The sequence below is a fragment of the Marichromatium sp. AB32 genome, assembly GCF_003718675.1.
In the GTDB taxonomy this organism is placed as follows: Bacteria; Pseudomonadota; Gammaproteobacteria; order Chromatiales; family Chromatiaceae; genus Marichromatium; species Marichromatium gracile.
Genome location: NZ_RHFJ01000004.1, coordinates 47,017 through 60,344, shown reverse-complemented (window position 1 = coordinate 60,344; position 13,328 = coordinate 47,017). Strand labels below are relative to the sequence as shown.

The following is a 13,328-nucleotide window of genomic DNA, read 5'->3' as shown; positions in this document are numbered from 1 at the left end:
CAGAAGGCTTGTTCCCCTTTGCGCCCTTCGCGCCTTTGCGGTTCAATCCTTCTGGCCGCTGGCCGCTGGCCGCTGGCCGCTGGCCGCTGGCCGCTGGCCGCTGGCCGCGCAACCTTGAAAGCGTGTGTGTGCGACGTGTAGCATCGCGCGATACCCTGTGACGTCAGAAGCGATTGAATTTCCTCATGTCGAAGAACAATACCGGGTCGACCCTCGAGTCCAATCAGGCCGCTGGCACCCGGCTCGAGTTGCTGCTGTTCCAGCTCGAACACAAGCAGCTGTTCGGGATCAACGTCTTCAAGGTCAAGGAGGTCATTCCCTATCAGCCGCTGACGCGCCCGGCCGGCGCCCACCCGCTGGTCAAGGGCATGGCGACACTGCGCGGCATCACCATGCCGATCATCGACCTCTCGCAGGCGGTCGGTGGTCCGGAGATGGCCGAGCCGGAAAAGGGCTATATCATCATCACCGAGTACAACCGCTCGGTACATGGCTTCCTGATCCGTCGCGTCGACCGCATCGTCAACACCCAGTGGGACCAGGTGCAGCAGCTGCCCTCGCATCTGGGCAAGAACGTCTATGTGACGGCGGTGACGCTGATCCAGGAGGAGTTGGTCGAGATCCTCGATGTCGAGAAGGTGCTCGACCAGGTGGTGCACGTGAGCACCGATGTCTCCAAGGACCTGAGTGGACGGATTCATGCCGAGAATCGCCGGGTGCTGGTGGTCGATGACTCGGCGGTGGCGCGCCACCAGATCCAGCGGGCGCTCGAGCAGCTCGGTATCGAGTGCACCCTGCTCACCGACGGCAAACATGCGATCGACCTGATCCACCAGATGCAACAGGAGGGCATCGACGTTGCCGAGCACTTCAGCATGGTCGTCTCCGACATCGAGATGCCGGAGATGGACGGCTATCAGCTCACCTCGGAGATCCGCAAGGATCCGCGTCTCGCGGATCTCTATATCCTGCTGCACTCCTCGATCAGCGGGGAGTTCAACGTCGACATGGTGAAACGGACCGGGGCCAATAAGTTCATCCAGAAGTACAGCCCGGACGACCTGGCCGAGGCGGTGCTGGAGCGGTTGAAGGAGCCGCCGGCGACCAGCGCCTGAGGGTTGCCAGGGGGGGCGGGCTCGGAGCGGTGCATGAGCCGCCCCGAGCGGTAGACAGGGACGCTCGATCCATCATGAGGATCCCTTTTATCCATTGAGGAGGCGCTATGCTGGTCGATGACGAACGTCGTAAATTCCTGAGACTGAACGCCGATACCGAGGCCAACGTCAAGCGTCTGGATGGCGATGAGACGCTCTCGGTGCGCCTGACCGACCTCAGCCCGTCGGGTTGTGCGCTGGTCTGTGAGGCACCGCTCTCCCCGGGCGAGCGGCTCGAGGTCAGCATCAGCAGTCCGAGTGACCGTATTGCGCCGCTGGTCTGCAGCGGTCGTGTGGTGCGCGTCGATCGCGATGGCGAGCGCCAGGTCGTCGGGGTCGAATTCGTCTCCGACGCCGGCTGATCCCCTTACTTCACCTCCCAGGCGCGGGCCCGTCCGGTTATGGCGGGCCCGCGCTGGTTTTTGATGACGACTCTCTGATGGCGCTCGATCCCGATTGCTTGAGCCGCTTGCGGCTGACCCAGGACCCCTTCGACGAGCGCGCCGGCGAGGCCTTTCTCTACACCGACCTGCTGCTCGATCAGTTGCTCGAGTCCGCCGTCGAGCTGCTCGAGGCGCCGGGTGCGGTGCTGATGTTGACCGGCCCGGCAGGCAGTGGTCGAACGCTGCAGTTGATGCGTCTGCTCGGTCTGTTGCCGGATCGTTTCGAGCTGATCGCCTTTCGCGCGCGTCCCGGGACCTCGGTGGAGATGCTCGAGGCAACCCTCCGCGCCCAGCTTGGCGCCGATGGGCGGGTGGCGCGTTCGCTCGAGCAGTTGCTGGCGCAGCTGTTGAGCACCGGGGCCGAGCTCTGTATCGCGATCGATGATGCCCATCATCTCGGTATCGATCTGGTCCACGCCCTGATGCGGTTGCGTCATGGGTTGCTCGAGCGCACCGGTGAGCCGCCGCGTCTGGTGCTGACCGGCGACCCTGCGCTGGCGCGTTATCCACTCCAGCTCGAGTCCGACGATCCGGGGCGGATCAGCCGTCTCAGTCTGCGTCCGTTGAATCTCGAGCAGGCCCGCGCCTATCTCTGTCATCGGCTCGAGGCCGCCGGTCTGGACAATCCGCTCGGCCTGCTCGCGGATACCGATGTCGAGTCATTGCATGCCCGCAGCCAGGGCTGTCCGAAGGAACTCAATACGCTCGCCGGCGCGTGGCTGGAGGCGCGCTGTTACGATGTCGAGACGGGTCCGCGCCAGCCCGAACCCGCTCCGCCTCCCCGGCAGCTCGCGCCTGAGACCGGCGAGAAGACCCCCGAGCAACTGATCGCCGAGCGTATCCGGGCGCTGTCGGCGAGTATCGATGAACACCAGGATGCGCCGCCGGCCGGGGCGGTGGCGCGGCGCGGCGCACCGGCCGAGGCGGTGGCTGGCGCGGCGCCGTCGGGTCGATCGATCAAGGCGCTGGCGTCGCTGCTGAGACGAACCAAAGGCGATCAGCCGGCGAGCAAAGCGGTCAGGGCGGGAAAGTCCGCCGCCGTCCCGGCGACGCCGATCTGGAACCAGCGCTGGTTCGTCCCGGCGATCGCCGGTGGCGCGGCCCTGGCGATCCTGTTGCCGGTGATCTTTCAGCTGCAGGGGCAGGATCCGCGTCCAGCCCCGTCGTCGGCGCCACGTGATCGTGCCCGTTTGTTGCTGGAGTCGGCAGAGGTTGCGCCACCACCGCGCCCGCGGCTGGCTCAGCCACCCGGGGAGCTGAGCCGTCCCGCGCCCGGCGCGGTGATGCCGCCAGCCCCTGAGCCCGCCCCTCCACGTTCGTTGACGCAGCCGCCGCCCCGGGAGGAGCCGCCTGCGCCAGCTGCGCCGCCGCTCGAGCGCCCTCAGCCGGTCGCGCCGGCGCCGCCGCAACCCCGATCAGGCATCGATCTGACGGCGGATCGAGACTGGCTGGTGGCGCAGAATCCCAATCGCTACACCATTCAGCTGATCGCCGTCAGCAGTCTCGAGGCGGCGCGCGACTATGTGACGCGTCACCGTCTCGATGGCGTGCGCTTCCTGCCGATCCGCTCCCGCGATCGTGACTTCGTGGTCGTGCTCGCCGGGGCCTTTGCCAGTCGCGGCGAGGCCGAACGGGTTTATGCGGCCCTGCCCGATGCGGTACGCGCCGATCGGCCGTGGATTCGCGCGATCGGTTCGGTGCAGGGATCACTGCGATGAGGGCGCATCGATGGGGAATGGCGCTCGTGCTGCTCTGTACCGTGACGACCGGCCCGGTGATGGCGCTCGACCCCTGTCCCGGCGGACAGGCTCAAGCGGCGGGGCCGGAGGCACGGTTCTATCGCGACAGTCGAGGCGACTATCGGTTGCGTGGTCGGATCGGTCGCTCGGCGGTGACCTTTCGGCTGGCGCCCGAGGCCGACACCTTGGTGCTCGGCGAGCGTGAGGCGGCCAGGCTGGGACTCAGGTACTCACGCGGCCGCATCGTGCGCCATCAGGGGGCGGCAGGTGTGGGCCTCGGGCATGCCGTGGTGCTCGACAGCGTGCAGGTCGGTGGTCTCGTGCGCGAACGGGTCGCTGCAGTGGTCGTCACCGGCGACGGGTCTGGCGAGGTCCTGCTCGGGCAGAGCTTTCTGCGTGGGCTCAGGCGATGTCGTGATGCCGGAGCCATCGTGCTGCGCGCGCTGTATCATCGCTGATGCTGCCGGGATCGCTCGGTTGGTGGGGCAATGGCCGAATCGCGTAGCATTCTCATGGAGATCCAGGTCGCATTGTCGAGGTGATGCTGCGGCAGCGTCATGCGCTAACGGCTAGACTGAGAGACAGTCGATACCCGGTGAGTGCCGATGGAGATCCATTCCGGGGTCGGTGCGTCGCTTCGACCATCTCCCGCGCCCGTTGCCGATTCCTCCGGTGGCGCCACCCGCCAGCAAGAGACGGCATCCACCGCTGGTCGCGAGAGCGGTGAGAACGCACAGCCCCACCCCGTAGAGCAACCAGAACAGACGCCCCCGCCCGAAGAGCTGCGGCTGATCGAGCAGTTGCGCCAGCGCGACCGCGAGGTCCGCATGCACGAGCAGGCGCATGTCGCTGCGGGCGGGCGTTATGTCACTGGCGGTCCCTCCTATACCTATCAAACCGGCCCCGACGGGCGTCAGTACGCGATCGGTGGCGAGGTGCAGATCGACACCTCGGAGGAGGCCGATCCGGCGGCGACGCTGGAGAAGGCCGAGACCGTGCTGCGCGCCGCCCTGGCGCCCGCAGAACCTTCCGGCCAGGATCAGCGGGTTGCCGCACAGGCGCGCGCGATGCAGATCGAGGCCCAACGCGAGATGCGTGTCCTCGAGCAGGCGGATCAGGAGATGCGTCGAATGGAGGGCGAGGCGTCGGCTGCGCGGGCCGATGCGAATGCGCAGGATACGAACGCTGCGGGCATGCAGGAGCCGGGCGCCGAGCGTGACCGACTCGAGCGTAGGATTGCCGGATTCTTTGCGCCAGCGCGCTCGGCAGAACAGATCAACCAGTTCGCCTGAGTGTGGAGCGGTTAGCACCCGGGCGTTGGTGTCGTCTCTTGGCCGGGCTGTGTCGCCGGGGTGGCGTGTCCCGTCAGGCGGATGTGCTCCGGCGGGACACGCGCCTCGGTGTCGCGAGGCGTGGATTCAGGCGGTGACGTTGATGTTGCGCCCGACATTCTCCGGCAGCCCCCGCGTGCTCGAAGGCTCTTGCGGCGCCTGCTGAGGCGTCAGCGACTGGTCGACCTGCTGCGCGGCCTGTTGTGCCTGGGTGTCGAGTGCCTGGTTGAGCGATGCTGCACTCGTGTCGTTTGCGGTCTTGCTGCCGGCCATCGTGTTGGTTACGGTGGCGACGCCTGCCATCGATGAGATGTCCATGATCGAATCCCGTGTTCTCTGTGTGTCGATTGGCGATGCCGGGGCTTGTCGGTTTTCTGCTGCTGCGTCTTTACCTGTCCCGCATCGCGATAAACCGCGGCCGACTCCCGATCCTCTCAAGGGCGGTATCGCGGCGTCCGGCGCGAACTGGGGACGTTAAACCCCTCATCTGCGATGACTGCGGTTTACCTAAACTGTAGACCAAGGTGGCTATCCTTGACGTCGGGTGGCGCACAGTCCGGTGCGGCAATGATCTTGCCGTACCAACTATTGCTTGAGGGCGAGCCTGTGTAGACTCAAGTTCGTGGTGCCCGGGTCGTTATCGATGGGGGAGGCGATGTCAGCGTCTCCGCGCGGGATGCCGGGCTCGGCTCCCGGCGACAATGATCCTGGAGTCGAACGATGCTCGAGCAAGGTCCCCTCAGCCCCCGGTCAGGAACGCCGCCTCCTGCGACGAACCTGCCTTTGCCACAGTCTCTGCTGAGCGGCTTTCGTCCCGCCTTCTGCGACGTGCGCAGCGGCGAGGTCAGATTGTGCCGTACGATCGACGGCGAGCTGGCCGAGGCGCATACGTTTGAGCATCTGCCACAGGAGTGGGTGGCCGAGTGTGATGGCGGCGGCCGCCCGGTGCGGCTGCGCTCGGAGATTCGTGCGGGGTTCCTGCGTGGGATCGATTTCTGGCGGTTGTCGGATCTGTTGCGCCCCACGCTGGATGCTTGATCGATCGACATGCCCCGGCGGCTGTTGGCCGCCGCGATTCAGTGACGCGCCTGGGGCTAAGGGGGTGGTGATAATGGATTCAGACAGGCGGCGTCATCCACGGTTGCCGATGCAGGTCGAGGTCGATCTCTTTCGGTCCGGTCGTCCGGCTCAGCGGGTCTGGACCAATGACCTCAGTGGCGGTGGGGTGATGATCCTGATGGATGACACCGACCGCCCCGCGGTTGGCAGCTGGGTCGAGCTGCAGGTGACCGGAACCCTCGGGGCAGGTGAAACGCCGCCCCTGGTGAGGGCGCAGGTGGTACGCCATCTGCCCGATGGTCTGGCGCTCTCGTTCGATGACGACGACGATCCCGTGGACTGATCCCCGCGCTTGCTCAAGATCTCGTGCTGGCGGCCGTTGTTGTTGCTGGGACGACGATTAAGCCTGCTCCCGCAGTGTCGGGAGGTGGGCGAGAGGGGCGTGTTGAGACGGAGTCTGCACGCCGATCAAGCGCGCGATCCCCTGGAGGCCGTCTCGTTCGTGCGCGCATCGGGAGTCGATGTCATGCTTGCCGCCCGTACCACCACGCTGTTCGCCACCGAACCCTTTCCCATGCGTCCAGCGCGTCCGCTGGCGCCGCCGGCGACTGCTCCTGCCAGTCAGCAGGTGGCCACCGCCGCGCTACCGAGCCAGGGCCTCGCTGCCGAGGTCGCCAATCGTGTCAATGCCGATCAGGACTATCAGATCCTGCGCAAGTCCTTCGATCTCGAAAAGGTTGCGGTTCCCCTCGCCGAAGGCCAATCCGGGACGCTCGATGCGCGTGCGACACGGATCAAGGAGCGGGTGATGAATGCCCAGGTCCGGCTCGCCCAGGAGCAGATCCATCGTCGTCTGGCCGAGCTCGAGCTCTCCTGGCAGAGCAGTAGCAGCCTGCGTCTCGAGTTCGGTGGCGGTGGCCTGCAGAGGCTCGAGTTTGCCCAGATGCAGAGTTTCAGCCTGAGTCTGCAGGCCGGTCCAGGCGGCGTGAACGTGCGTGACCCCCTGGTGCTCGACCTCTCCGGTGAGGGTCTCCAGACCACCGGGATCGAGGGCGGGGTGAGTTTTGATCTCGACGCCGACGGTCAAGCCGAACAGGTCAGTTTCGTCACCGGCGGGACCTGGGCGCTGGCGCTCGATCGCAACGGCAATGGCCAGATCGACGATGGTCGCGAGCTGTTCGGTGATCAGAACGGTGCCGCCCACGGCTTCGGTGAGCTGGCGCGCTATGACTCCAACGGAGATGGGCAGATCAACGCCGACGATCCGGTGTTCGGCGCCTTGCGGCTGCTGCAGATCGGCCCCGACGGCACCCAGGTGCAGCGTACTCTGGCCGAGGCATCGATCCAGTCCCTGGAGACCGGCTATCAGCATACCCGCAAGGCGCTCAATGCCTATGATGTCGTGGCCCAGACCGGCCAGTTCGTGCGTGACGACGGTTCGCGCGGTGAGCTCGCCGATGTCCTGTTGGGCTATCGGGCCGAGGCGTGATCGCAATGCGGATCCCGTCCGGGACGCATGACACCGCTGATGCGTAGCGATGCTGGACGCAGGTGCGATACTGCTAGACTATGTGCGATCACCGCCTTGTCGACTGTTCAGGTAGCACTCAATGTCCCAGACGCTCGAGGTCCTCTCACTGCTCGCCGAGATGGACATCACCAAGGATCTCCCCCAGGCCGCGCGCGAGGAACTGGCCGCGCACTGTGGTTTCGGTGAGGTTCCGGCCAAGCAGCGCATCCGCCTGACCGAGTCAGGGGGGCAGCGCCTGTTCCTGGTCGACGGACACTTGGTGCGTCTGACCGACGGTTCGGGCGAACGCTTCCAGAGCTTTCGTGGCCTGAGTGATCCGATCGAGGTGTTCGATGGCGTGACCCGTGGCGAGTCGATGATCGTCACCGAGAGCCCCTGCCTGCTGCTCAAGGTGTCCTCGGCGGCACTCGAGTCGGCGCAGCAGTCGGGTCTGGAGGTCAGCGACATCGAGCTCGATGCCACCGAGGGCGAGTTCCTCGCCGAACTCTACGGCCTGATCTCCAGCAATCGACTCGAGCTGCCGGCACGGCCCGAGGTGGCGTTCAAGATCCAGGAGCTCACCAACGATCCCGAAGCCGGGATCGTCGAGTTGACCGAGGTCATCCAGAGCGACGGGACCATCGCCGGGGCCCTGCTGCATGCCACCAACAGTCCGCTGTTTCGCGCCACCAAGCAGATCCAGTCGGTGCGAGACGCAGTCTTGCGGCTGGGATTCCGCAACACCCGGATGCTCACCACCAACCTGGCGTTGCGCCAGGCCTTCAAGGCGCGTCACGTGGTCACCCGCGAGGCGATGCAGCAGGTCTGGGCCGATGGCGTGCTGTGCTCGGCCTACAGCTACCTGCTGGCCGAGACGCTCGGGCTGCTGCATCGCGAGCGGGCGCTGCTCGCCGGTCTGGTGGCCGGGATCGGTGCCGTCCCCATCATCCAGTTCATCGAGATGCGCGACCCCGACCCCAGTCCTGAACTCATCGCCTCCCTGGTCGACAAACTCAGTGGTATCACCGGCGTTCTGGTGATCAACTACTGGGGGCTGGGCGAGGATCTGGTCGCGGTGGCCGAGCACTCGCACGACTGGTCCTATGTCGCGCCCGAGCCCGATTATGCAAGCATCGCCATCGTTGCCCGCTGGGCGGCGTTACAGAGCGAGGGCAGGGAGCACCCGGAGGCGAGCGAGGTTCCCGCCTTCGCCACCCTGGGGTTGACCCCGCCCGCGCCCGGTGAGCCAATCGGCGAACTGGCCTCGAGCACCGAAACCCTGGAGTCGCTGAAGATGATGTTCGATGTCTGATCCACTCCGCAGACGCGTTCGACCCGGGGGAATCCCCGGTCGTGTTTGCGATCCCGAGCCGCGCTTCCCTGTTGCCTGGCGCTCGGGACGATATTGGAGGATTGGCGCGTGTCCGCGATGACCATCGAAGGCCTGGTAAAGAACACGGGGCGGCTGCTGGCCATCCCTCGCGTGGTTGGCGAGGTGATGAAGCTGCTCGACGACCCCGACAGCCCGCAGCGCGAGATCGCCTCACGGCTGGAGCAGGACCCTGGGCTGGTGGCGATCCTGCTGCGGCTGGCCAACAGTCCGGCGTTCGCGCCGGCGCGCACCGTCGATTCGGTCGAGCGCGCGCTGGCGCTGCTCGGGCGTGAGCATGTGCGCAGACTGGTGATCGCCGGAGCGGTGACCCAGGCATCCGACCGTCTGCCGGTCCAGAACCTGTTGCCGCTCGAGGTGTTCTGGCACCACTCGGCCTACTGCGCGGTGATCGCACGCCTGCTTGCCGAGGATCGCTCGCGGGCCCTTGCCGGCACCGTGTTCCTCGGTGGCTTGCTGCATGACCTCGGTCAGCTGGTACTGTTCTCCGAGGTGCCCGAGGAGGCGCACCGCGCCTTCCTCAGCAGTCTCGATGCCCCCAACGAGATCTCGCCGCAGGCGGCCGAGCACGGCGAGCTGGGTTTCGACCACGCCGAGCTTGGTGGTGCCCTGGCCGAACGCTGGGGGTTGCCCGAGTCGCTGTGTGCCTGTCTGCGTTATCACCATGCCCCGCTGGATGCGCCCGCCGAGCACTTCGAGGCGGTCGCCATCGTCCATCTCGCCAACACCGGGGCCCATCTCGCCGAGCTCGATTCGCGTGACTGGAACGATGCGCCACCGATCGTTCCCGAGATCTGGGATCGTGTGGGGGTGACCCCCGATCAGCTGCTTGCCAGCCTCGATGCCGCGCAGTATCAGGTTTGCGCCGTCGAGGCATTGCGCGATCCCGGCTGAGTCCCGCGCCGCTCATGCGTCGGGCTCAGGGTGTCGCGGCGACATCGAGCCCGGTGGGGGCCAGCAGTCGGTCCTCGAAGTTGGTCAGCACGCTGAACTCCACCCGACGCGAGGCGGTCGGGTCCTCGTGTCCGGTGGCGTCGAGTACCAGCCGTGACGAGGACAGCCCGACCGCGGCCACCCGATACCTGAACCACTGCTCGTGACGCAGCGCCTCGAGTCCGTAGGCGAAGCGCAGCACTGCGCGGGTGCGTTTCTGACTGAGTTCCATGTTGGCGAAATAGGCCTCAAGCGGGCTGCTCCCCGGCGCCCATTCGCTGGAGGTATGACCCTCGATGCGGATCTCGCGGATCACCGTGCTGAACGGGCGCAGGCGCGCGACATAGCGTGGCAGGAAGTCGCTGAGGATGGCCTCGAACTCCGGCTTGATCCGCGACGAGCTGCGATCGAACAGCACGTCTGGCTCGCGAAAGCGCAGCGTCAGCGTGTCGCGCTCGAGTTCGGCGTTCCACCGCGGCAGGTCGTCGACGAACTCGTCTTCCAGCGCGTGATAGATCGCCTGACGCAGCTCGGCCGCGGAGGTGCGCACCTCGGTCTCGACCTCGTGGGCGCGCTCGATCTGCACCATGTGGAGCAGGGCGAGGAAGAGGAAGATCATCATCAGCGAGGCCATCAGGTCGGAGACCACCAGCCAGTGGCTGTCGCCCTCGTGCTGCTGGCGGTGTCCGGGGAGGCGTGGTGTGAAGGCGCTCATGCCCCGGCTCCCGCGGCCAGCGCCGTGCCGCGTGCGGGGGTGCTCTGGGCGATGCGTCGCTGTGCCTCGAGCGCCGAGAGCACTGCGTTCTCGATGTTCTCGAGCATCGCCTTGAGCCGGGTGTCCATCGCCGGGAAGGCCTCCTTGGCGCGATCACGCAGCTCGGCGATGCCGCTGAGCAGGGATTCGAGCTCCATGGTCTCGCGCCTCAGCCCGGCCATGGTCGTCTCCTGGTCCTCGACATGACGCGAGATCTGCATCGCCTGACGGGTGAGCGCCTCGATCGCGGTCTGTGACTGACCGACGGCACCGACGGCGTGGTCGAGTTGATCGCCGAGCGCCTGCATGTGCTGGCGATACTGCTCCTGCCATTGCAGCAGCTTGCCGACCGAGTCGTCGAGTCGGCGGAAGTTCTCACCGAACTGCACCCCGAGCTTGTCGTTGAAGTCGCGGATGGCGCCTTCGAGGGCTTCGATGAGCTGGCGTGAGCCCATCTCGCCGAGCCGCCGGGCGAAGTCGTCGAGCTGGCCGAGCAGCTGCGCGTGATGCGTCTCCAGGGTCTGGGTCAGGTCGTGGTCGAGATGCTCCAGCCGCCGTTCGAGCGTCTGGGTGGCTGCGAGCTGGGCGCGGGCGGCCTCGGCCTGGTGTTCGCCGAGCGCCACCAATCGCTCGAGGGCGTCGAGTTCCGGCCGCTCGATCTTGGTCGCGGCGTCGGACTGCATCTGCGCCGACGGGGTATCGGTGCCGAGCAGCAGCACCAGACGCAGGATGGCGCCGAGCAGGATGCCGATGATGCTGGTGACGAAGGCGAGCTTGAGTCCGTCGAGCAGCACCGGGATGCTGTATTCGATGTCGCGCACGTCGAATTCCAGCAGCCCGATGGCGATGCCGAGGAAGGTGCCGAGGATCCCCAGCGTGGTCAGCAGGGTTGGCGCACCGTGATAGAACTCCTCGCCGCGACCACGACCGATCGCCGCCAGCGCTGCGCTGAAGAGCGCGACCAGCAGCAGGGTGAAGGCGCCGATCACCGCCATCGCATTGAGTTGGTGAAGGGCCGAGAGTACGCCGAGTGCGATTGATTCGAGCATGGTTGAGCGTCCGCCGGTTATCGGGTTCGGGGCCATTCGGCCCTGGTCTGAAACCAGATAAGCAGGAAGCGCGCCACCTATTTGGTGTCACGAAACAATGTGGCGTCTGGGCTGTGTGCGTCAATAAGATGACGATTGTCGGCGGCGCTCTGGAGCAAGGCGTCGCGATGACGACGCCCGAACTCAGTCGCCGGGCAGCTCGATGGTGGCGCTGTCGTGTGCGAAGGCCGCCTCGGCTGCCTCCAGGCGCATCACCACGATGCTGATCCGCCGGTTGATCGGCGCGCTCGGATGCTCGGGGTCGGCCGGGGCGCTTGATCCCAGTCCGACGATGCGTCCAACCTGCTCGTCCGGCATTCCGCCGGCGATCAGCGCGCGCCGGGCGGCGTTGGCACGATCGGTCGACAGCTCCCAGTTGGTATAGTCCGGGCTGGTATAGGGGCGCGCGTCGGTATGCCCGGAGATGGCGGTGGGGTTGGGCACCGTCTCGATCATGGTGCCGATCTCCTCGAGGATGGCCGCGGCGTGGGGTCGCAGTCGGGCACTACCGAGGTCGAACATCGGTCGGTTCTCGCGATCGATGATCTGGATGCGCAGCCCCTCGGGGACGACATCGATCAGGAGTTGCTCCTTGTAGGGGGCGAGCGCGGCGCTGTCGTCGAGCGCCGCCTGCAGGCTGACCCGCAGGCTCTCGAGCCGTGCGGCATCGAGCCGTTGGGCCAGGGCCTCGAGCCGGGACGGACTCCACCCCTCGGGCGAGGGTGCGAAACCGCCCTCGAAGTCGATGATCGAGGGGGCGTTGCCGCTGCCCTCACCGGCCGGGACGGTAAGCACCGGGCTGCCGGCCTCGAACAGCGCCGGGTCCTGGAAATAGCCGGCGATCGCCGCGCGTTGCTGATCGTCGGTGGCGTTGAGGATCCACAGGAGCAGGAAGAAGGCCATCATCGCGGTGGCGAAGTCGGCGTAGGCGATCTTCCAGGCGCCGCCGTGACTGCCGCCCTTGCGGATGACCCGGCGGATGACGATCGGCTGTTTCTTCGGTTCGAGCGACATCCCGGCTACCTCGCCCGTCCGCCGTGCAGATGGCGCTCGAGCTCGGTGAAGCTCGGGCGCAGCGGGGCGTGCATCGTCTTGCGGCCGAACTCGACGGCGATCTGCGGGCCGTAGCCCTGGACGTTGGCGAGGATGCAGGCCTTGATGCAGGTGAGGAACTGCTGCTCCTCCTCGGCGCGATGCTCCATCGCGGTGGCGATCGGGCCGATGAGGCCGTAGGCGATCAGCACCCCGAGGAAGGTCCCGACGAGCGCTGCGGCGACCAGGGCGCCGATCTCGTCGAGCGCGCCGCCGAGCGCGCTCATGGTCTTCACGATGCCGAGGACTGCGGCGACGATGCCGAAGGCGGGCAGGGCATCGGCGCTGCGCTGCACCGCGTGGGCCGCTGCGGTGCGCGACTCGTGATGGGCGTTGAGCTCGACATCCATCAGCGCGTCGAGCTCGAAGGGGTTCATGCCGCCGCTGACCACCAGACGCATGTAGTCGGAGATGAACTCGAGCGCGTGCGGGTGCTGCAGCAGTCGGGGATGGGCGCGGAACAGCGCGCTGTTGCGTGGTTCCTCGATATCGGCCTCGACCCCCATCAGTCCGTCCTTGCGAATCTTGCCGAAGAGCTTGAACATCAGCGCCAGCAGATCGAGATAGTCAGCGCGGGTGTAGCACGGTCCACGCAGCAGCTCTGGCAGGGTGGCGAGGGTCTCGCGGATGATCGCGCCGGGGTTGGCGATGACGAAGGCGCCGAGCGCGGCGCCGCAGATGATGATGATCTCGTAGGGTTGCCAGATCGCCAGCAGGTTGCCGCCGTGGGCGGCGAAGCCGCCGAGCACGGCGCCGAAGGTGATCAGCGCGCCGAGCAGTAACTTCATCCCATGCCCCCTGAGTTGCCCGGGGACCAGCGGACGCGTAAACCGAT

Annotated in this window: 15 protein-coding genes; 10 read left to right on the top strand and 5 right to left on the bottom strand. The window is 66.6% G+C overall.

The window, feature by feature from the left end:
- Window positions 1–185: 185 nt before the first annotated feature.
- The 5 genes from EBL85_RS02485 (at window position 186) to EBL85_RS02465 (ending at window position 4,628) form a co-directional block, all read left to right on the top strand.
- On the top strand, window positions 186–1,115 hold the full coding sequence (locus EBL85_RS02485) for a chemotaxis protein CheV (protein WP_123140687.1): 930 nt from the start codon (window positions 186–188) through the stop codon (window positions 1,113–1,115).
- 107 nt (window positions 1,116–1,222) lie between these two features.
- Window positions 1,223–1,516 (top strand): PilZ domain-containing protein, encoded by a 294-nt coding sequence (locus EBL85_RS02480; protein ID WP_123140688.1) that lies wholly within the window; start codon window positions 1,223–1,225, stop codon window positions 1,514–1,516.
- Between the two features lie 77 nt (window positions 1,517–1,593).
- Window positions 1,594–3,315 (top strand): AAA family ATPase, encoded by a 1,722-nt coding sequence (locus EBL85_RS02475; protein WP_123140689.1) that lies wholly within the window; start codon window positions 1,594–1,596, stop codon window positions 3,313–3,315.
- Window positions 3,312–3,794, top strand: a complete 483-nt coding sequence (locus EBL85_RS02470) for a TIGR02281 family clan AA aspartic protease (RefSeq protein WP_123142082.1) — start codon at window positions 3,312–3,314, stop codon at window positions 3,792–3,794. Before EBL85_RS02475 ends, EBL85_RS02470 begins: the two co-directional genes overlap by 4 nt.
- 147 nt (window positions 3,795–3,941) lie before the next feature.
- Window positions 3,942–4,628, top strand: a complete 687-nt coding sequence (locus EBL85_RS02465; RefSeq protein ID WP_123140691.1) for a putative metalloprotease CJM1_0395 family protein — start codon at window positions 3,942–3,944, stop codon at window positions 4,626–4,628.
- Window positions 4,629–4,754: 126 nt separating this feature from the next.
- On the opposite strand, the gene EBL85_RS02460 is transcribed toward EBL85_RS02465, so the two are convergent.
- Window positions 4,755–4,985 carry a putative motility protein gene (locus tag EBL85_RS02460; protein ID WP_132230476.1) on the bottom strand — a complete coding sequence of 77 codons (231 nt, stop codon included), beginning with the start codon at window positions 4,983–4,985 and terminating at the stop codon, window positions 4,755–4,757.
- Between the two features lie 402 nt (window positions 4,986–5,387).
- On the opposite strand from EBL85_RS02460, the gene EBL85_RS02455 reads away from it, so the two are divergent.
- The 5 genes from EBL85_RS02455 (at window position 5,388) to EBL85_RS02435 (ending at window position 9,520) form a co-directional block, all read left to right on the top strand.
- Entirely contained in the window at window positions 5,388–5,705 is a 318-nt protein-coding gene (locus EBL85_RS02455; protein ID WP_123142081.1) for a hypothetical protein, read from the top strand.
- Between the two features lie 73 nt (window positions 5,706–5,778).
- A complete protein-coding gene (locus EBL85_RS02450) occupies window positions 5,779–6,069 on the top strand; it encodes a PilZ domain-containing protein (protein ID WP_123140694.1) in 291 nt (96 codons plus the stop codon).
- A 183-nt stretch (window positions 6,070–6,252) separates the two neighbouring features.
- Complete coding sequence (locus EBL85_RS02445) at window positions 6,253–7,215, top strand: hypothetical protein (RefSeq protein WP_123142080.1); 963 nt, start codon at window positions 6,253–6,255, stop codon at window positions 7,213–7,215.
- 121 nt (window positions 7,216–7,336) lie between these two features.
- Window positions 7,337–8,548, top strand: a complete 1,212-nt coding sequence (locus tag EBL85_RS02440) for an HDOD domain-containing protein (protein WP_123142079.1) — start codon at window positions 7,337–7,339, stop codon at window positions 8,546–8,548.
- A gap of 117 nt (window positions 8,549–8,665) precedes the next feature.
- Window positions 8,666–9,520, top strand: a complete 855-nt coding sequence (locus EBL85_RS02435) for an HDOD domain-containing protein (protein WP_123140697.1) — start codon at window positions 8,666–8,668, stop codon at window positions 9,518–9,520.
- A 25-nt stretch (window positions 9,521–9,545) separates the two neighbouring features.
- On the opposite strand, the gene EBL85_RS02430 is transcribed toward EBL85_RS02435, so the two are convergent.
- From EBL85_RS02430 to motA, 4 genes are all read right to left on the bottom strand, one after another.
- Complete coding sequence (locus tag EBL85_RS02430) at window positions 9,546–10,274, bottom strand: OmpA family protein (RefSeq protein ID WP_123142078.1); 729 nt, start codon at window positions 10,272–10,274, stop codon at window positions 9,546–9,548.
- Window positions 10,271–11,362 (bottom strand): hypothetical protein, encoded by a 1,092-nt coding sequence (locus EBL85_RS02425; RefSeq protein WP_123142077.1) that lies wholly within the window; start codon window positions 11,360–11,362, stop codon window positions 10,271–10,273. Before EBL85_RS02425 ends, EBL85_RS02430 begins: the two co-directional genes overlap by 4 nt.
- A gap of 183 nt (window positions 11,363–11,545) precedes the next feature.
- Window positions 11,546–12,415 carry a flagellar motor protein MotB gene (gene motB, locus EBL85_RS02420; protein WP_123142076.1) on the bottom strand — a complete coding sequence of 290 codons (870 nt, stop codon included), beginning with the start codon at window positions 12,413–12,415 and terminating at the stop codon, window positions 11,546–11,548.
- Between the two features lie 5 nt (window positions 12,416–12,420).
- Window positions 12,421–13,281: a flagellar motor stator protein MotA gene (gene motA, locus EBL85_RS02415; RefSeq protein ID WP_123142075.1), complete on the bottom strand. Its 861-nt coding sequence runs from the start codon at window positions 13,279–13,281 to the stop codon at window positions 12,421–12,423.
- Window positions 13,282–13,328 lie beyond the last annotated feature (47 nt).